Origin of the sequence: Catellatospora sichuanensis, from assembly GCF_007483665.1 — a bacterium.
GTDB lineage: Bacteria > Actinomycetota > Actinomycetes > Mycobacteriales > Micromonosporaceae > Catellatospora > Catellatospora sichuanensis.
Genome location: NZ_VIQO01000027.1, coordinates 130461 through 148884, shown reverse-complemented (window position 1 = coordinate 148884; position 18424 = coordinate 130461). Strand labels below are relative to the sequence as shown.

16 protein-coding genes and 1 tRNA gene are annotated in these 18424 nt (G+C 71.3%); 7 read left to right on the top strand and 10 right to left on the bottom strand.

Annotated elements, in window-relative coordinates:
• Window positions 1-10 precede the first annotated feature (10 nt).
• From FLL47_RS33535 to FLL47_RS33515, 5 genes are all read left to right on the top strand, one after another.
• Window positions 11-1207, top strand: a complete 1197-nt coding sequence (locus FLL47_RS33535) for an MFS transporter (protein WP_144126655.1) — start codon at window positions 11-13, stop codon at window positions 1205-1207.
• 200 nt (window positions 1208-1407) lie between these two features.
• Window positions 1408-3156: a DEAD/DEAH box helicase gene (locus FLL47_RS33530; RefSeq protein WP_144126654.1), complete on the top strand. Its 1749-nt coding sequence runs from the start codon at window positions 1408-1410 to the stop codon at window positions 3154-3156.
• Between the two features lie 233 nt (window positions 3157-3389).
• Entirely contained in the window at window positions 3390-4355 is a 966-nt protein-coding gene (locus tag FLL47_RS33525; protein WP_144126653.1) for an aliphatic sulfonate ABC transporter substrate-binding protein, read from the top strand.
• Window positions 4352-5206, top strand: a complete 855-nt coding sequence (locus tag FLL47_RS33520; RefSeq protein ID WP_144126652.1) for an ABC transporter permease — start codon at window positions 4352-4354, stop codon at window positions 5204-5206. The genes FLL47_RS33525 and FLL47_RS33520 overlap by 4 nt, the downstream gene beginning before the upstream one ends.
• Window positions 5179-5898, top strand: a complete 720-nt coding sequence (locus FLL47_RS33515) for an ABC transporter ATP-binding protein (protein WP_144126651.1) — start codon at window positions 5179-5181, stop codon at window positions 5896-5898. The genes FLL47_RS33520 and FLL47_RS33515 overlap by 28 nt, the downstream gene beginning before the upstream one ends.
• Window positions 5899-5955: 57 nt before the next feature.
• Here FLL47_RS33515 and FLL47_RS33510 read toward each other — a convergent pair.
• The 6 genes from FLL47_RS33510 to ssuE form a co-directional block, all read right to left on the bottom strand.
• A tRNA-Cys gene (locus tag FLL47_RS33510) sits at window positions 5956-6028 on the bottom strand.
• Between the two features lie 60 nt (window positions 6029-6088).
• Complete coding sequence (locus FLL47_RS33505; RefSeq protein ID WP_144126650.1) at window positions 6089-6631, bottom strand: flavin reductase family protein; 543 nt, start codon at window positions 6629-6631, stop codon at window positions 6089-6091.
• Window positions 6632-6763: 132 nt separating this feature from the next.
• On the bottom strand, window positions 6764-8713 hold the full coding sequence (locus FLL47_RS33500) for an ABC transporter ATP-binding protein (protein ID WP_144126649.1): 1950 nt from the start codon (window positions 8711-8713) through the stop codon (window positions 6764-6766).
• 100 nt (window positions 8714-8813) lie between these two features.
• A complete protein-coding gene (locus FLL47_RS33495) occupies window positions 8814-10610 on the bottom strand; it encodes an ABC transporter ATP-binding protein (protein WP_144126648.1) in 1797 nt (598 codons plus the stop codon).
• A 190-nt stretch (window positions 10611-10800) separates the two neighbouring features.
• Window positions 10801-11019: a hypothetical protein gene (locus FLL47_RS33490; RefSeq protein WP_144126647.1), complete on the bottom strand. Its 219-nt coding sequence runs from the start codon at window positions 11017-11019 to the stop codon at window positions 10801-10803.
• Window positions 11020-11105: 86 nt separating this feature from the next.
• A complete protein-coding gene (gene ssuE / locus FLL47_RS33485; RefSeq protein WP_144126646.1) occupies window positions 11106-11657 on the bottom strand; it encodes an NADPH-dependent FMN reductase in 552 nt (183 codons plus the stop codon).
• 291 nt (window positions 11658-11948) lie between these two features.
• Here ssuE and FLL47_RS33480 point away from each other — a divergent pair, with 291 nt between their 5' ends.
• Both FLL47_RS33480 and FLL47_RS33475 read left to right on the top strand, forming a co-directional pair.
• Window positions 11949-13103, top strand: a complete 1155-nt coding sequence (locus FLL47_RS33480; protein ID WP_144126645.1) for an LLM class flavin-dependent oxidoreductase — start codon at window positions 11949-11951, stop codon at window positions 13101-13103.
• A gap of 77 nt (window positions 13104-13180) precedes the next feature.
• Entirely contained in the window at window positions 13181-13864 is a 684-nt protein-coding gene (locus FLL47_RS33475; RefSeq protein WP_144126644.1) for a hypothetical protein, read from the top strand.
• A 45-nt stretch (window positions 13865-13909) separates the two neighbouring features.
• Here FLL47_RS33475 and FLL47_RS33470 read toward each other — a convergent pair whose 3' ends face one another.
• From FLL47_RS33470 to FLL47_RS33455, 4 genes are all read right to left on the bottom strand, one after another.
• Window positions 13910-15832, bottom strand: a complete 1923-nt coding sequence (locus tag FLL47_RS33470) for a caspase, EACC1-associated type (RefSeq protein WP_144126643.1) — start codon at window positions 15830-15832, stop codon at window positions 13910-13912.
• Between the two features lie 2 nt (window positions 15833-15834).
• Entirely contained in the window at window positions 15835-16215 is a 381-nt protein-coding gene (locus FLL47_RS33465) for an effector-associated constant component EACC1 (protein ID WP_144126642.1), read from the bottom strand.
• A gap of 130 nt (window positions 16216-16345) precedes the next feature.
• Complete coding sequence (locus FLL47_RS33460; protein ID WP_246158986.1) at window positions 16346-17281, bottom strand: DUF2332 domain-containing protein; 936 nt, start codon at window positions 17279-17281, stop codon at window positions 16346-16348.
• Between the two features lie 251 nt (window positions 17282-17532).
• A complete protein-coding gene (locus FLL47_RS33455) occupies window positions 17533-18345 on the bottom strand; it encodes an alpha/beta fold hydrolase (protein WP_144126640.1) in 813 nt (270 codons plus the stop codon).
• Between the last annotated feature and the right edge of the window lie 79 nt (window positions 18346-18424).

The window sequence follows — 18424 nt, the reverse complement described above, 5'->3', positions numbered from 1 at the left end:
TGATCACGAAGTGAGTTCCCCCAGGACCCCGATCCGCCTGTCCGTGCTCGCCCTGTCGTACTTCGCTTTCATCAGCCTGGGCCTGCCCGACGGCCTGCTCGGCGTGGGCTGGCCGTCGATGAGCGCCGAACTGGACGTGCCCCTCGAGACGATCGGCCTGCTGCTGATCCCGTCCACCTGCGGCTACCTGATCTCCAGCGTGACGGCCGGGTTCGTGCTGTCCAAACTCGGCGTCGGCCGGCTGCTGGCCAGCAGCACCGCGCTGGCCAGCCTGGCACTGTTCGGGTACGCGCTGTCACCGGCGTTCGCGTTCACCATGGCGGCCGCGCTGTTCGCCGGTTTCGCGGGCGGCGCGATCGACGCGGGCCTCAACGCGTACGCGGCGTCGGCGTTCGGGCCGCGGCACATGAACTGGCTGCACGCTTTCTTCGGGCTCGGCGTCGCGATGGGGCCGCTGATCATGACGGCCGCCATCCAGTACGGCGATGCCTGGCGAGCCGGCTACCTCGTGGTCGCGTCCGGGCAGGCGGTGCTGGCCGTGGCGTTCGTGCTCACCGCGCGGCAGTGGGCGCAGCGACCGGTTCCCGAGCACGCCGCCCACGAGGCGCACGCCGGACCGATCCGGGCCCGGGACACGTTGAAGCTGCCCGCGGTCTGGTTCAGCGTGCTGACCATCGCGGTGTATGTCGCGCTGGAGGTCGGCGCGGGCCTGTTCGCGTACCAGCTGCTCACCGAGGGCCGGGGCATGAGCGACGCGGTCGCGGGCATCTGCGTGTCGCTGTACTGGGGCAGCCTGTTCGTGGGCCGGGTGCTGCAGGGCTTCGCCGCGCACCGGTTCCTGCCGGGCCAGACCGTCGTGTGGTCGATCGGCGGCATGGCCGCGGGAGCGGTGCTGGTCGCGATCCCCGGACCGGGCTGGCTGGCCGCGTTCGGATTCATGGTGATCGGCTTCGCGGCGGCGGCGGTGTTCCCACTGTTCACCTTGCTGACGGCGGAGCGGGTCGGGGCGGCGCACGCCGACCGGACCATCGGCCTGCAGATGGCGGGCGCGGGGCTCGGCGGCTCGATCATCCCCGCGATCATCGGCGTGGTGCTGGGCGTCTGGGGCGTCAACGCGCTCGGCCTCAGCCTCGTCGTGCTGGCGGCCGCGCTGATCGCCGCGTACCTGGCCGCGACCCGCGTGCGGCATCCGCAGCCGATCGGGTGAGCGGGCTTCGGCAGCCGGTCGGCCCGGCTGTCGCGCTGCTCGCCGCCTGAGCAGTGCCAGTTCAGCCGAGGTTTCGGTCATCCGCGGGCCGCCGGAACGCGACACGACGGCTCGATGGGGCGATCTGCGCAGCACACGCCCGCGAGGGCACGATCGCAGGGTACCGTCCAGGGTGGCAGTTCTGCCCGGGTAGCGTACCGATGACCCGGAATTGTCGAGCAGAAGGCGGAACATTGAGCCAGGAGCCCTCAGCGGCCGCGTCCGAGGAGACCATCACCTTCGCCGATCTCGGCCTGCGGCCAGAGTTGACGAAGGCGCTCTCGGCGCTGGGCTACGAGGAGCCGACGCCGATCCAGCGCGAGGCGATCGGCCCGCTGCTGGCAGGCCGGGACCTGCTCGGGCAGGCCGCCACCGGCACCGGCAAGACCGCCGCGTTCGCCCTGCCGGTGCTGCAGCACTGGGCCGACAGCGCCGACGGCCGCACCAGCGTCGACCCCACGGCCCTCATCCTCGTGCCCACCCGTGAGCTGGCCGTGCAGGTCTCCGAGGCGGTCCACCGCTACGGCCGCGACCTCGGCGTGCGAGTGCTGCCGATCTACGGCGGGCAGCCCATCGGCCGCCAGCTGCAGACGCTGCGGCGCGGCGTCGACGTCGTGGTGGCCACGCCCGGCCGCGCGCTGGACCACATCGGCCGCGGCACGCTGCAGCTGGCCAACCTGCGCACCGTCGTGCTCGACGAGGCCGACGAGATGCTCGACATGGGCTTCGCCGAGGACATCGAGGCGATCCTGCAGGAGACGCCGGACAGCCGGCAGACCGTGCTGTTCTCGGCCACCATGCCGTCTCGGGTGGAGGGCCTGGTCAAGCGCTACCTGCGCGACGCGGCGCGGATCCAGATGGGCCGGGCCACGCAGGCCCCGGGCGAGTCGCCGAAGGTCCGCCAGAGCGCGTACGTGGTGGCCCGCGCGCACAAGCCGGCCGCGCTCGGCCGCGTGCTCGACGTCGAGGCGCCCACCGCCGCGATCGTGTTCTGCCGCACCCGCGAAGAGGTCGACCAGCTCACCGAGACGATGAACGGCCGCGGCTACCGGGCCGAGGCGCTGCACGGCGGCATGAGCCAGGAGCAGCGCGACCGGGTGATGGGGCGGCTGCGCGCCGGCACCGCCGACCTGCTGGTCGCCACCGACGTGGCCGCCCGCGGCCTGGACATCGAACAGCTCACCCACGTGATCAACTACGACGTGCCGTCCGCCCCCGAGGCGTACGTGCACCGGATCGGCCGGGTCGGCCGCGCCGGGCGCGAAGGCGTCGCGGTGACCCTCGCCGAGCCGCGCGAGCACCGCATGCTCAAGGCGATCGAGCGGGTCACCCGGCAGCGCATCACCATGGAGAAGATCCCCAGCGTCGCCGACCTGCACGCCCGGCGGCTGGAGATGACCCGGGCGGCGGTGCACGAGAGCCTGCTCGAGGACGACCTGGACCGGTTCCGGGTCGTCGTGGAGAGCCTGGCCGACGAGTACGACATCGTCGAGGTCGCGCTGGCCGCGGTGAAGGTGGCACACGAGGCGATGGGCAACGCCCCCGATGACGAGGTGATCCCCGACATCGCCGAGCCCGCCGAGCGCCGCGAACGACCCGGCCAGGCTGACGGGCGCCGCGGCGGTTCACGCGGTCCCGCGGCCGGCGCGGTCAAGCTCTTCATCGGACTCGGGCGGCGCAACGGCGTACGCCCGCAGGACCTGGTGGGTGCGATCGCCGGCGAGGCCGGTCTGCCGGGGCGCGACATCGGTGCGATCGAGATCGCCGACCGGTTCTCGCTGGTCGAGGTCCCGGCGGAGGCGGCTGACGACGTCATCCAGGCGCTGCGCACCGCGACGATCAAGGGCAAGCGGGTCAGTGCCCGCCGCGACCGCGACCGGGAGGCGGCACCGCGCCGCCAGCGCTGGTAAGCACCACCCGACATCCGCCAGAGGGCCGTTCCTGTCTCCGGACAGGAACGGCCCTCTGCCTGTGTGAGCATGGGTCTATGACCGCGTTCCAGGTCAGACGCTATTCCCATAAATCCTATGGGGTTGATAGCCTTTCTCCACCGCGTGTGGGCTGTCACGGCATTCCACACGACCGGGCACGCTCCCCCGTCATCGGTGACGAGACTTCGCTCCGACCCTTCAGGAGATCCCTCATGCAGGCTCAGCCTGGACTTTCCCGCCGCACGCTACTGGCCGCGCTCGCGGCGGCACCGCTGTCCGCGACCCTGCTGTCCGCCTGCGGCGGCGACGAACCGGCCGCGGCCGGGCAGCCGCTGCGCATCGGCTACCAGCGCTTCGGCGGGCTCAGCCTGGTCAAGGCACGCAACGCCGCCGACCCCAAGGCCACCTGGTCGCTGTTCGAGAGCGGGCCCGCGCTCACCGAAGGCCTCAAGGGCAGGGCGATCGACATCGGACAGACCGGCGAGGCCCCGCCGATCTTCGCTGCGGCCGGAAAGATCGACTTCAAGATCATCGGCACCTCCGCGCCGGTGCCCAAGGGCGAGGCCGTGCTGGTCAAGCAGGCCAAGGGGTTCAAGACCTTCGCCGACCTCAAGGGCATGAAGGTCGCCCTGAACAAGGGCTCCAACGTCAACTGGCTGCTGGTGAAGCTGCTGGAGAAGTACCAGCTCAAGATCACCGACATCGACGTCAAGTACCTCAAGCCCGCCGAGGCACGACCGGCCTTCGACGGCGACCAGGTCGACGCCTGGATCATCTGGGACCCCTACTTCGCCCTGGCCGAGCAGCCCGGCGTGGTCGTGCTGGAGGACGCCACCGGGCTGGCGAGCAACCGCGAATACCTGCTCGTCGACCCGACCGCACTCGAGCAGAAGACCGACCAGCTCGCGGAGTTCCTGAAGCAGTACCGGACGGTGACCGACTGGGGCATCGCCCACCCGGCCGAACGCGCGGCGGTGCTCGCCCCGGAGCTGAAGATCCCGCTCGACGTCACCACCCGCGCGCTGGAGCGCAGCGCCCAGCCGCTCGCCGCGATCACGCCGGAGATCGGCGACGAACTGCAGGCCATCGCCGACGGCTTCGCCGCGCTCCAGCTGATCCCCGAGAAGATCGACATCAAATCCCGCATCGACGGCCGCTTCAACGAGTCGCTGCGATGACAGCCGCACCGCGGACGGCGGCGCCCGCCGCCGTCCGCGCCACCCCGGCCGACCCCGCGACAGCCGCACCAGGCCTGGCCGCGCGGCCGCGCCATGGGCGCCGCACACTGCGCATCGTGAGCCCGATCGTGCTGGTGGCCGCCTGGGAAGCCGCCGCGCGGACCGGGCTGCTGCCACCGGAGAAGCTGCCCGCGCCCAGCGAGGTACTGAGCACCGGCTGGCGACTGGCCGCCGAGGGCACGCTCGCCGTGCACCTGCTGGACTCACTGCAGCGCGCCGCGATCGGGCTGGCCCTCGGCGGCGGGCTGGCCCTGCTGCTGGGCGCGGTCGCGGGCCTGCTGCGCCTCGGCGACGACCTGGTCGACCCGCCCGTGCAGATGGCCCGGATGCTGCCGCACCTGGGCCTGGTGCCGCTGCTGATCATCTGGGTCGGCATCGGCGAGGAGCTGAAGATCACGCTGGTCGCACTGGGCGCGTTCTTCCCGATCTACTTCAACACCTACGCCGGTATCCGCGACATCGACGAGCGCCTCGTCGAAGCCGCCCGCACCTGCGGACTCGGCCAGCTCGCCCGGCTGCGGCACGTGGTGCTGCCCGGCGCGCTGCCCTCCCTGCTGCTCGGCCTGCGCCTGGCCATCGGCGCGGCCTGGCTCAGCCTGGTCGTCGGCGAGCAGGTCAACGCGCAGACCGGCATCGGCTTCCTGATGATGGAGGCGCGCGAGTTCGCCCAGACCGACGTGGTGCTGCTCGGGCTGCTGGTGTACGCGCTGCTCGGCCTGCTGTCGGACCTGTTGTTGCGGCTCGCGGAGAGGAGGACGCTGTCGTGGCGACGCGGACTAAAGGCGACCTGAGGCCGGTGCTGACCGCCGGCGGCGTGCGGCGCTCGTTCGGCGCCGCACTCGTGCTCGACGGCGTCGACCTGAACATCGCGCCCGGCGAGGTCGTCGCGCTGCTCGGCGGCAGCGGGTCGGGCAAGAGCACGCTGCTGCGCATCCTCGCCGGGCTCGACCCGGACGCCACCGGGGCCGTGCGGCGGCCACCCCACCAGGCCGTGGTGTTTCAGGAGCACCGGCTGCTGCCGTGGAAGCGGGTCATCGACAACGTTTCGCTCGGGCTGTCCGGGCCGGACGTTCGCGCCCGGGCACGGGCGGCGCTGGCAGAGGTCGGCCTGCCCGACCGCGACACCGCCTGGCCAGCGGAGCTGTCCGGCGGGCAGGCGCAGCGTGTCGCGGTCGCCCGCGCGCTGGTACGCGAACCCGAACTGCTGCTGCTCGACGAGCCGTTCGGCGCGCTGGACGCGCTGACCCGGCTGCGCATGCAGCAGCTGTTCAGCCGGCTGCGCGAACTGCACGGCTTCGCGGCGCTGCTGGTCACGCACGACGTGGACGAGGCGCTGCTGCTGGCCGACCGCACCCTGGTGCTGGAGGGCGGCCGACTCGTCGAGGACGCCCCGGTCCCGCTGGCGCACCCGCGTACGCCCGACGACCCGGCCTTCGGCACGCTGCGCCGCCACCTGCTGGGGAGGCTGGGCGTCGTGGCGTGACCAGGTCGTGCCCGTGCACCACTCGCGGCGCCCGCCCGGCGCGGTGTGACGAGGTCGTGGGGCCGGCCGGATTTGCACCGGCGTCCTCCCGCTGTGCAGGCGGGCGCGACGACTTCTGCGCTACGGCCCCGTTCCTGCGGGAGTTTAGGCCCCTGCCGCGTCCACCCGCGACAGGGGCCGGTCGTGCCGGTCAGCGAGCCAGGCTGGCGTAGCCGCCCATGTGGTACAGCAGCGGCTCACCGTCGCGGTGCTCGGCGCCGACCGGGCGGCCCAGCACGATCGTGTGGTCACCGGCCGGGATGCGCTGCACGACCTCGCAGGTCAGCACGGCGAGCGCCCCGTGCAGCAGCGGCAGCCCGTAGGGACCCTGTCGCCACAGGCTCGTGTCGGCGAAGCGGTCGACGCCGCGGGTGGCGAAGATCCGGGCGACCTCCTGCTGCCCCTCGGCCAGCAGGTGGATGGCGACGTGCCGGGTCCGCGCGACGGCGGGCCAGCTCGTCGAGTCGCGGTCGAGGCAGAACGAGACGAGTTGCGGCCGCAGGGACACCGAGGTGAACGAGGTCGCGGTGAACCCGACCGGCGGGCCGCCGGCCTGACCCGGCGCGGTCACCACGGTGACCGTGGTGGCGTGCCGGCGCAGCAGGCCGAGATGGCGGTGCAGTTCGATGCCGGTGACAGCGTGGTCGGGCAGGTCGTCAGCGGAGGCGGTCGGTGGCAGGGCGGTGAGCGTCATGGGGGTGCCTCTCGGGGCGCAGGTGACGGTGACGGGGGGCGTCACCGCCGACATCGCTTCGCGCTCATGCCCCGACGCTAGCAGCGCGAAGCCGCCAAGTCACTATCTCCTATGGGAATTATAGGCTTTATCTCAATGGTGCCGGGACCAGGTCGCGAACATGTCCGCGTAGCGGCCCTCGGCGGCCAGCAGCTCGGCGTGCGATCCGATCTCGACGACACCCGACTCGTCGAGCACCACGATCCGGTCGGCCCGCATCGCGGTGGACAGCCGGTGCGCGATGAGCAGCGCGGTACGCCCCTCCAGCAGCCGGTCCAGGGCCTGCTCCACGCGCAGCTCCGAGCGCAGGTCCAGGTTGGAGGTCGCCTCGTCCAGCACCACCACCCGGGGCTGGGCCAGGAACGCGCGGGCCAGGGCCAGCAGCTGCCGCTGCCCCGACGACACCGACTGCCCGCGCTCGTGCAGCGTCGCGTCCAGCCCGGCATCGGTCCGCTCGACCAGGTCGCGCAGGCCGACCGCGTCGACGGCCGCCCAGATCTCGGCCTCGCTCGCCTCCGGCCGCGCGAACGCCACGTTGTCGCGGATCGACCCCGCGAACATGAACGGCTCCTGCGGCACCACCCCGATCTGGCGGCGCAGCGAGACCAGGCTGACGTCGCGCAGGTCATGACCGTCGATCAGGACCCGGCCGGAGTCCGGGTCGTGCAGCCGGGTGACCAGTTTGGCCAGCGTCGACTTGCCCGCCCCGGTCGGCCCGACGCAGGCGATCGTCTCGCCCGGTTCGATGCGCAGGTCCACCCCGCGCAGCACCGGCCGCGCCGGGTCGTACCCGAACACGACCCGCTCGAACACGATCCCGCCCACCACCGGCGGCAGCTCGACCGGGTCGGCGCGCTCGCGCACCGTCGGCGCCTGCCCCAGCAGCGCACGCAGCTTAGCCACCGCGGCCCGGCTCTGCTGGTAGTTCGTGTACAGCTGCACCAGCTGCTGCACCGGGGCGAAGAACGCGTTGAGGTAGAGCACGAACGCGGTCAGTTCGCCGATGCTCAGCTCGCCGCGCAGCACCATCCGTCCGCCGATCAGCAGCAGCAGCGCCATGCCGACCAGGCCGATGACCGAGGTGCCGGGGCCGTAGATCGCGCTGATGTGGCCGGTGAAGTCGTTCGCGTCGCGATAGCGGCCGACCACCGTACGGTGCTGGGCGATGTTGCGGTCCTCGCGGTGGTACGCGGTCACCACGCGCACGCCGTGCAGGCTTTCGGCCAGGTCGGTGAACATCGCCGCGATGGCGTCGCGCTGGCGGGCGTACCCGACGTCGGAAGCCCGCCGGAACCACACCGACGCCGCGAACAGCAGCGGGACCACCAGCAGCAGCGTGACCGCGGCCAGCCCGGCGTCGTAGTGGAACAGCACCGCGGTCACCACGACCATGGTCAGCCCCTGCACCGCGAACTGGGCCAGGCCCTCCTGCAGCAACTGCTGGAGCGACTCGATGTCCGACGACATCCGGGTCATGATGACCCCGGCCTTCTCCTCGGTGTAGTAGTCCATGGACAGCCGCTGCAGATGTGTGAAAACGCGTACCCGCAGGTCGCGCATGGCGTCGGCGGCCAGCGCGCCGGTCTGGCGCATGCGCGCGGTCGTGGTGACCCAACCGGCCAGCACCGCGGCCGTGAACACGCCCGCCGACCACAGCAGCACCGGCAGGTCGCGCGCGACAATGCCGCGGTCGATGCCGATCTGCACGAGGAACGGCCCCGCCTGCAGCAGCAGCGTCTCGGCCAGGATGGTCAGGCACGCCGCCGCGAACACCCCGCGGCGGCGGGTCAGCAGCGACAGCAGGCTCAGCGTGGTCCCGACCGCGGGCCGGTGCCCGAACCGGTCCGCCGGGAGCCCGTGGTCGGGCTCGCCCTCCTCCAGGCGGCGCACCCCCGCGGCGAGCTCGTCCGGCACCCCGGCGAACGGCAGCGTGTCACCGGTGCGCCGGGCCCCGCGGCCCGCCCCGACCGCGCTGAGCCCGCCCATCGGGCCGCTGCCCGGTCCCCCACCCGGCCCGCCGAACCCGCCACCGAACATGCTCATGCCCGCTCCTGCCCTCGCTCGTCGGCAACGCCGCTGCCGACGGCCACCTCACGACGCCCATCGGCCCGACGGGTCGCCTCGGCTCGTCCTTTCCGCCAGGTCATGCGGCCACCTGCTCGTCCACGTCCGACCCGGTCGCCAGGGTGGCCAGCACGTCGCGGTAACGCGGCTCCCCGGCCAGCAGCTCCTCGTGGGTGCCCTGGGCGGCCACGCGGCCGTCGTCGATCAGCACGACCGTGTCGGCCAGCGCGATGGTGGACAACCGGTGCGCGACGATGATCGTGGTGCGGTCCTGGAGCAGGTCGCGCAGCGCGCCGTGGATGCGCTGCTCGACGTGCACGTCCACCGCGCTGGTCGCGTCGTCGAGCACCAGCACCGGCGGGTTGACCAGCAGCGCGCGGGCGATCGCGACGCGCTGGCGCTGCCCGCCCGACAGCGTGTACCCGCGTTCGCCGATCACCGTGTCGTAACCGTCGGGCAGCGCCCGGACGAAGCCGTCGGCCCCGGCCGCCTCCGCGGCGGCGACGACGTCGGCCAGGTCGGCGTCCGGCCGGCCGAAGGCGATGTTGTCGCGGATGGACACCGAGAACAGGAACGGCTCGTCCGGCACGATGCCGATCTGATCGCGCAGACTGTCCAGGGCGTACTCCCGCACGTCACGGCCGTCGACGCGGACGCTGCCCGCGGTGGTGTCGTAGTAACGGGCCAGTAGGCGTCCGACGGTGGACTTGCCCGAGCCGGTGCGCCCCACCACGGCGACCGTGGTTCCGGTGGGCACACGCAGGTCCAGACCTCGCAGCGCGACCGTGCCGTCGGGGTAGGCGAACTCGACCCCCGCGAACTCGACCTCGCCCCGGATGCGGGTGCGCACCGGGTCACTTCGCTCGGTGATCTCGCTGCGGGTGTCGAGCACCTCGTAGATGCGCTGCGCGGAGGCGGCGGCCCGCTGCCCCATCATGATCATCATGCCGAGCATGCGGAACGGCGGTTGGAGCATCAGGACGTACGAGTTGAACGCGACGATCGCGCCGACCGTGGCCCGGCCCTCGATCACCATCCAGCCGCCGCACAGCAGCACCAGCGCCAGGCCCAGCCGCGGCAGGTTCTCCAGGGTCGGCGACCAGCGGCTGCGGATGTACGCGTCGCGCCGGTACGCCCAGCGCACCCGGTCGGCGGCCGACGCCAGTAGGGTGACCTGGCGCTGCTCACCGGCGAACGCCTTGACGATGCGCACCCCGTTGATGTTCTCGTCGACGACCGTGGCCACCTGCGCCAGCCGGGACTGGATCAGCCAGGACACCGGGAAGATCGCCTTGCGCATCCATACGCCCAGCAGCGCGATCACCGGCATGGTGGCCATCGCGACCACCGCCAGCAGTGGGTCGATCGACACCATCAGTGCGAACGCGAACACCGCGATCAGGCACTGCACCAGGATCGACGGCCCGAACGCCAGGTACATCTGCACCGCACGGATGTCCGAACTGGACCGGGACATCAGCTCACCGGTCTGCACCCGATCGTAGAAGCCGTACGGCAAACGGATCAGGTGGGTGTACATGATGTTGCGCAGGTCGTACTCGATCTCGTACGCGGTGCGCAGCAGGTAGCGGCGGGCCAGGTAGTTGACCAGACCCGCGACCACGGCGAGGCCGGCCAGCCACCACACGTAGCCGGTGAGGCTCGTGGTGCGTGCGACCAGTGCGTCGTCGATGCCCAGCCGCATCACGTTGGGGATCTGCACCTGCACCAGCAGGCCCACCAGCGACAGGCTGAGCGAGGTCAGCAGCAGCCACCGGTGCGCAAGGACGATCGGCAGCGCGCGCCGCAGCCAGGACCGGCTCCGGTCGGGATCGATGGTCGACTTCGGGGCCGGATACTGCGCAGGCGCTGACATCACTCTCCAGGGGGTGGAGTTGTTCTCCCAGCAAGGGACCGGCGGTGCGGGCATGGCCTCATCGCCCGGGGCCCGCTCGTTTCGGGACTCATGAGCGTCCCGAAACGAGCGAGCACGAGCGAGAGTCCGTTCCGGAACAGCCCGGCCCTCCATGCCACCATGGCACAGCCGGAGGACCGGACGCGACGGGTTACCGCGCCGGGGTGACCTCCCGCCGGCGGCGCAGCGTCGGGTCGGTGATCGCGGGCGGCTGGTAGCCGGCGTCGGCCTGATTGAGCACGGTGTCCGGCGGCACGATCTCGTCGATGCGGTCCAGCACGTCCCGCGACGGGTTCCCGTCGAAGTCGGTGTCGGCCCCGGGCCGGCGCAGCTGGTACAGGGTGCGGCCGAAGGGCCGGCACGGCGTCATGTTCCGCTCTTCTCCGTCAGACCGCGGTGGGCTCGGTGGTGTACCGGCTGGCCGGACGGGTCAGCCCCGGCACTGCGGTCGGCACGCTACGCCGCCTGCAGGAAGCGCGCGGCGAGCGCGTCGGTGAAGCCGGTGACGACGGTGTTCAGGAAAGACTGCCCGGTCGCGTCGAGCAGGATGCCGCCGCCGTCGGTGTCGACGATGGTCTTGTCGTGGATGAAGCACCCGGCGACGATGTGCGTCGCGCCCATGCTGGACAGCACCGGCCGCAGCGCGTAGTCGATGGCCAGCACGTGGGCCGGGGTGCCGCCGGTGGCCAGCGGCAGCACGACCTTGCCGGCCAGCGCGTACTGCGGCAGCAGGTCCAGCAGCGACTTGAGGACTCCGCTGTACGCGGCCTTGTATACGGGCGTCGCGACGATGACGCCGTCGGCGGCTGCGAGCGCCGCACCGACCGACAGGATCGCCGGGTGGCGCACGTCCGCGCCGAGCAGCGCCTCGGCGGGCAGGTCCCGCACCGCGAGATGGCTGACCTCATAGGAGCCGGTGCCGGGCAGGTTGTCGGTCACGTACCGCAGCACGCGCGCGGTCTTGGAGGTGGGTGACGGAGATCCGGAGATCGCGAGGATCGAGGGCATGGGGTTCCTCCTCAGCCGACGGGCACGGGTTGCGGGCGTGGTGGCCGAGAGCGCGGCGGGATCGCGAGGACGGGCGCCGGGATGCCGTCGGTGTCCAGGTAGACGAGGTTGTATGGCTAGGGACCGTATGAGCGCCCGGGCAAGAGCGTCCAGGCTTTTGTGACCGGGATCACATAGTTCTCCCATATATCCCATGGAATTAATATGAAATATCTGCTCGATGGATTGTGCTGCCCACCTGCGCATGCAAACCTCGGAACGCGACCAATCCGAACAGCACGGAGACAGCACATGAGCCTCACCTTCCACTGGTTCCTGCCCACCTACGGCGACAGCCGGTTCATCGTCGGCGGCGGCCACGGCATGCCCGCGGGCGTGGCCGGCGGCGCGCGCCCGGCGACCCTGGCCTACCTCGGCCAGATCGCCCGCACCGCCGAGCAGCTGGGCTTCGTCGGCGCGCTCACCCCGACCGGCGGCTGGTGCGAGGACGCCTGGCTGTCCACCGCGATGCTCAGCGAGGTGACCGAGCGGCTGAAGTTCCTCGTCGCGTTCCGCCCCGGCCTGCTGTCACCGACCCTGGCCGCGCAGATGGCCGCCACCTTCCAGCGCCACTCCGACGGAAGGCTGCTGCTCAACGTCGTCGTGGGCGGCGAGACCCACGAGCAGCGGGCGTACGGCGACTGGCTCGACAAGGACGCCCGCTATGCCCGCGCCGACGAGTTCCTGCACGTCACCCGCTCGCTGTGGCGGGGCGGCAGCGTCGACTTCACCGGCGAGCACCACCGCATCGAGGGCGCGACGCTGCCCCGGGTGCCCGACCCGGTGCCGCCGATCTACTTCGGCGGCTCGTCCCAGGCCGCCGGGCCCGTCGCCGCCAAACACGCCGACGTCTACCTCACCTGGGGCGAGCCGCCCGCGCAGGTCGCGGGCAAGCTCGACTGGATCCGCAAACTCGCCGCCGAGGAGGGCCGGGAGCTGCGCTACGGCATCCGGTTGCACGTCATCGCGCGCGACACCGCCGACGAGGCCTGGGCACAGGCCCGCAAACTGCTCGACGGGATCAGCGACGACGACATCGCCGCGGTGCAGGCGGGCCTGGCCCGCAGCGAGTCCGAGGGGCAGAAGCGCATGCTCGCCCTGCACGGCGGCAAGCGGGACGGCCTGCAGATCGCCCCGAACCTGTGGGCAGGGGTGGGCCTGGTCCGCGGCGGCGCGGGCACCGCACTGGTGGGCAGCCACACCGAGATCGCCGACCGCATCGCCGAGTACGCCGACCTCGGCATCAGCGAGTTCATCCTCTCCGGACACCCGCACGTCGAGGAGGCGTACTGGTTCGGCGAGGGGGTGCTGCCGATCCTGCGCGACCGGGGCCTGTGGACGCACCCGGCCGGCGACCCGGCGCGTGAACTGCCGAAGATCCCCTTCGCCACCGCGCAGTCCCGTTAGGCGGTGACCCCATGACCGGATCGACGAACCACCTGAGCAGTGAAAGTGGTGCCCACCGCTGTCCGCCGGTGTCGTCGATGGGTCCGCTCGGCCGGCTGATCCCCCATGCCGCGCGGCCCGACCGCTGGTGCTGGGCGCTCGACCTGGGATTCCATCCCCGGTCGGCCCCACACCGGCGAGTCCGTCTGACCCCCGCCGCCGGACTGCTCACCCGCGGGCAGACCATCGGCGTACGGCAGGCGGTGGCACTCGGCGCGGCCGGGGCGCACGCCGACCTCGCGCACGCGTTCAGCGAGCTCGACTCGTGGGTGCCGTTCCCCGACGCTGACGTGTTCGCCCGGCTCGGCTGGGCCGCCCGGCACCTGGACGGGGCGGACGACGACACCCGGCGTGGCCTCGTGGTGGGCGCGCTGCGCACGATCGACGACGCACTGCTGCCCACGTCGTGGCGGCGGCCGCTGGCCATCGCAGCCGCCGGTGAGGCGGTGTCGGCGACGGAACAGGCGTGGCTGCGCAGCGCGTGCGACGCGGCGTACCGTCGGCTGACCAGGTTCGAGACCGGTTGGCCGCAGCCGCCCGCCGACCGGCAGGCGTGGTGGGACTACGCGGCGGCACGAGCCTGCACCGCGCTGTGCGACGGCGACTGGGTCCCGGCCGCCCGCGCGGTGACCGACCTGTATGGCCTGACCCACCCCGACCCGCACCGGGCCGCGGAATGGCTGACCGCGATCGCGGAATACACGACCGCCCAAGGTCCGTGAACACCGTGGCGAGGTCACGCACCGGGATTCGGCAACGTCAGCTGATCATGCGCCGTGAACGGCCAACTGCCACAACGTCACGATGCCGTCGCCGTCACCGGTGACCAGTAGCCCGCTTTTGCTGATCGACACCGCTACCATCCTGCTGGTCTGCGTGATGGGTGTGCCCACTTGCGCGCCGGTGGCCAGGTTCCAGAACTGGACCGCGCCGTCGTGCTCATCGGCGACACCGTCCGCGACCGCGAGCACTCGGCCGTTGGGGTGGAACGCCGCCGACCATACTTCCTTCGAACGCGCGGGGAGTGGCCGGCCCACCGCGGCTCGGGCAGCCGGATCCCACAACCGGGCGGTGCCGTCATGGCTGGTACTGGCGAGCAACGTACCGTCGGGACTGAAGGACACATCCGTCACGAGCGCTCCATGCCCGGTCATCGCAACTCCCACGGGCCGGCCGGACGACGGGTCCCACAACCGCACCGTCCGGTCGTACCCTCCGCTGGCCAACAACTCGCCGCTCGGGCTGAACGCGACCGCACGGATGGCCTTGTCGCCGGCTTTGACGAGCCGAATCTGCTGATGGGTGCGCAGGTTCCACAGGGCGATGGTCCCGTCCTGGCTTGCGCTCGCAAGCACATCGCCCTTCGGACTGAATGCCACACTGTGTACCGGGCGACCCTGTCCACTCGGCCACTCCCGCACCGGGGCTCCCGACGCCGCCGACCACAGCCGCAATGTCCCGTCGTACCCGGTACTCGCCACGGTCTCGCCGTCAGGGCTGAGTGCGACATCGATGACCGACTCCTCCTCGACCTGCACCGCGGCGACCGGTTCGACGATGCCCAGATGCCACAGCCGAAGGTTGCCGCCGCCGTCGCCGCCGACAAGAACCCGTTCGGCTTGGTCGAACGCGACACTGGTCGATGTCTTTCCTCGCTCGGTCAGGATCTGCGTACGGGCGTAGGTCAACGACATTGGTGCGGGCAACGACTGCGTGGGCCTCTCAGCCGGGCCGGAGGAGGCGATCGAACTCGGAACGACTCGACCTTGCTGCCACGGCTGCACCACCGACACCGCGATCGCGACAGCGATCGCCGCGACGGTCGCCGCAGCGGCGACAAGCTGATGCTGCCGGTGACGTACCAGCGGCCGGCGGGGCGATGGCGGCTGCCGCGTGCTCGCCGGGGGTCCGTCCGAGTTCGCATCGGCGAGTAGGCCGGGCGCCGACCGTGACGGGGCGAATGCGGGGTTACGAGCCAGCGCAAGGTGGTTTGCCGTTCCGGTGCCACGCTGGTGCGGAATCGGCATCCTCAGCGCCGCCATCCGCTGACGCAGCCGCCGGTAGACCATGTTGTAGGTCAGGTATTCGGAGGCGCTGGGGATCCCCTGCTGCAGCACGCGCAGCAACGCGCCGGTGAAAGTGGTGTAGCGCGCTCCCTCGGGCGCCAGCGAGATCTCCGTGGCCGACACCGAGGTGAGCGTGTAGGTGCCCGCTATGTCGAGCTGGCCGACGACGCCTCGTCCGCCACTCATCCCGGCAATGGCCTGTCCGCTGAAGCAGCAGTCGAGGATGACGACCTTGTTCTCGGCGGGGCTGTCGGTCAGCACCTCCCGCACTGTGTCGTATGCCAACGCCGTGACCTGCAGGTGGTCGAGATCCGTCTCGCCGAAAGCAAGGTAAAGCGTGTGCCGCATGTCTCGATACCCATGCCCGGCGAAGTAGAACACCAGGGTGTCCTCGGCCGCATCGGCGTATTCGCGTAGCACCCGGGCGGCCTCGTGCACCGTGGCGGGGTCAGGCACCACCACGCATCGTTCTGGTGAAAGGCCACCGAGCAGAGGATCGGAAAGGACTCGCTGAAGATCGCTCAGGTTGTTTCGCACCGCGGGTAGCGACGGCAGTTCGGCCGATCGGTAGTCGCTCACACCGATCAGTACCGCGTACGAACGCGCGGGATCGGGCAGGCGCATGGCTATCCTTCGTCGACGCTCAGTGCCTGCCCTGGCAGAACAGGCTGGACCACGGCTGACTCCAGCACGGTACGCACGAGTTTCTCGGCGTCCGCGGCGCGGCTGGCCTTCACCGCGACGCTCCGGCCGTCCGGCAGTTTCACGGTGACCGTGACGTGAGAGCGACGCTGGATCAGCCAAACGGCAACCGACTGGGCGAGAGCCGTCGCAGCGTTGGTCGATGCGAGCAGAACGATCAGTTCGGCGGTGCTGCCCATGGTGCCCGCGCTCGCCGGTATCCGCTCCTCACGGACCTTTCCGCGCAGTTGATGCTCACTGCGCAGCCACTCCCACAGGGATTGGAGGTCGCCGTCACGACCGTCGACCGCTAGCCGGATCTCCATTGGCACTCCATCGCTGACGCCGATCGGTAACCCTCGCCAAGTCAACAGAGCAGCAACACGTGCATACAAGTGCCAGAAGTGTCAGAACCCCGTCATCCTCTTCGGCCGCCAGGCGGATGCGAGGACCCGCTCAGGCGAACCACGCCATCGCCTGCCCGTGGCCGCGGGTCCAGGCCAGTGGTGTCCCGTCGAGCGCGAGCACGTTGTGCAGGGCGCCGTCCGGGGCGGACGGCAGTCCCCGGTAGGCCATGACGTCCGGGCCCTCGACCGAGATCCAGTGCCCGGGCAGTTCGCGGACCAGGGCCACGAACGCCGCGCGGCGGGCCGCAGGCACCTGATACAGCACGGAGGTGTGGAACACGACGAGCGTCGCGTCGGCCGGCGCCCGAGCGGCCAGACCGAGCAGGTCGTCCACGAGGTCGCCGCGGATGAGCGTGGGCGGGTCCGCGGCGGCGACAGCGGCCGCGGCACGCAGCCGGTCCCGCCGGTGCTGGTGTTCCGGCCAGATCAGCGCCTCCAGCCAGGCGACGTCGGCCGGCACGGTGATCTGGAGCGGGTTCAGGTCCAGCCCGGCCCGCCACACCACCTCGGGCAGCAGCGTCGGCGGGGTCGTTCCGGTGAGCGCGCAGTCGAGGACGGGACCACCGGATCCGATCTCGTGATCTCCGTACCGGTAGGTGTAGCGGTCGGGGTAGAGCCCCAATCCGGCCGCCGCGCCGACTTCCAACAGCGCCAACGGCTGCGGCAGGGACGAGAGTACGGGCAGCAGCAGCGCACACCGGCCGGCTTCGTTGGTCTGTGTCGCCCGGCTGCGGAGTTCGGCCTCGATCGCCGGCCAATTCGTCACCGTGAAGTCGTGGAAGTCGGCCGGGTCGTCGACCGGGCCACCGAGCAGGCGCACTACACCGAGCAGCAGATTCGGTTGCTGTTTCGGCTCGGGCACGGTCTCCAGCAGTGCCAGGACCTTCTCGTCGGCGGAGACCGCCTGCGCCAGCTTTTCGTACGTCGGGGACACTCCCCGCGCTTCGCGGACTGCGAACTCTGCATATCTCGATGACAGGGTCACCTGCCGATGATGGCACGGCCCCTCCGCATGCGCTGGCCCTGAGGGGAAGGCCGCCGACAGCTGTGCTCCCGGGCGAGGGGCGACGCGCGAGACGCGATTCGCGGGATCCGGCACCGGCGACCGAGCCCGCCCTGTCGGCGGTCGGCACGGCGCACGGCCCGCAAAAGCCGGCACCGTGGCCGGCATGGGCCGGTTCCACGATGCCGACGATCACACGAGAGTCGGCGGCCTGCAGTGCTGGGCGTTCAGTCCTACTGGTCGAGGAAGGCCAGGGCGGTCGCAGCGAACAGCGGCGAGTCGACCAGGTTGTAGTGCGTCAGGCCGGGCAGGATCGCCAGGGCGTGGCCACCCTTGGGCCGGCCGTCGCCCATCCAGCCGCCGTCCCGCAGACCGCCGTCGAGCAGGCTGAAGACCTCCACGAAGTGGCTCGGCGGGGCCATGTCGGCGTCCGCGGCGACGATCAGCGTCGGCACCTGCAGGCCGCGTACCTCGTCGGTGTAGTCGAAATCCCGCGCCATCGCCGCACCGATCTTGTCGAGCAGCCGCGGGAAGTCCTCCGGGCGCGGGGCGACGCGCTGATACAGCTCGTACATCGGGGTGTCCTTCATGAACTCGGCCGCGGCCGCGCTCACCTGGCCCTGCTGCCCGAGCATGTCGGGGTAGATCGCGTCGCGGCGGATGTTCGCCGATGCGGACACCAGGCGGCCGACCTTGCCGGGGTGCCGGATCGCGGTCAGCAGGGCGACGCCGCCGCCGAGGGAGAAACCGACCACGTCGGGGCGGTCGAGCCCGAGGTGCTCGATGAGCGCTGCGATGTCGTCGGCCATCAGCGGCACCTCGAGCGGCCGGTCGATGTCGGCGGTGCGGCCGTGGCCCTGCAGGTCGACGGCGATCACCTGGTGGCGCTCGGTGAGCGCGGGCAGGATCGGCCCGAACATCTCCCCCGAGCCGAGCCCGCCGTGCAGCAGGATCATCGGACGGCCCGAGCCGTGCGTCTCGTAGTACAGGTTGATGCCGTTCACCTCGGCGTAGCGGCCGTCGCCGGTCGATGCGGTCGCGCTCATGGTGATCTCCTCGTGTCTCGCGGATGTGTCTACATCTGCTCTGACGGGTCGGGCGCGGCGAACTCATCGCTGCCCCGAG

Bases quoted from the DNA above. Each gene is read 5' to 3' on its own strand.
- FLL47_RS33465 (WP_144126642.1), bottom strand. From the start codon at position 16,215: ATGGAGATCCGGCTAGCGGTCGACGGTCGTGACGGCGACCTCCAATCC.
- FLL47_RS33530 (WP_144126654.1), top strand. From the start codon at position 1,408: ATGACCCGGAATTGTCGAGCAGAAGGCGGAACATTGAGCCAGGAGCCC.
- FLL47_RS33505 (WP_144126650.1), bottom strand. From the start codon at position 6,631: ATGACGCTCACCGCCCTGCCACCGACCGCCTCCGCTGACGACCTGCCC.
- FLL47_RS33455 (WP_144126640.1), bottom strand. From the start codon at position 18,345: ATGAGCGCGACCGCATCGACCGGCGACGGCCGCTACGCCGAGGTGAAC.
- FLL47_RS33470 (WP_144126643.1), bottom strand. From the start codon at position 15,832: ATGCGCCTGCCCGATCCCGCGCGTTCGTACGCGGTACTGATCGGTGTG.
- ssuE (WP_144126646.1), bottom strand. From the start codon at position 11,657: ATGCCCTCGATCCTCGCGATCTCCGGATCTCCGTCACCCACCTCCAAG.
- FLL47_RS33525 (WP_144126653.1), top strand. From the start codon at position 3,390: ATGCAGGCTCAGCCTGGACTTTCCCGCCGCACGCTACTGGCCGCGCTC.
- FLL47_RS33480 (WP_144126645.1), top strand. From the start codon at position 11,949: ATGAGCCTCACCTTCCACTGGTTCCTGCCCACCTACGGCGACAGCCGG.
- FLL47_RS33495 (WP_144126648.1), bottom strand. From the start codon at position 10,610: ATGTCAGCGCCTGCGCAGTATCCGGCCCCGAAGTCGACCATCGATCCC.
- FLL47_RS33500 (WP_144126649.1), bottom strand. From the start codon at position 8,713: ATGAGCATGTTCGGTGGCGGGTTCGGCGGGCCGGGTGGGGGACCGGGC.
- FLL47_RS33475 (WP_144126644.1), top strand. From the start codon at position 13,181: ATGGGTCCGCTCGGCCGGCTGATCCCCCATGCCGCGCGGCCCGACCGC.
- FLL47_RS33520 (WP_144126652.1), top strand. From the start codon at position 4,352: ATGACAGCCGCACCGCGGACGGCGGCGCCCGCCGCCGTCCGCGCCACC.
- FLL47_RS33490 (WP_144126647.1), bottom strand. From the start codon at position 11,019: ATGACGCCGTGCCGGCCCTTCGGCCGCACCCTGTACCAGCTGCGCCGG.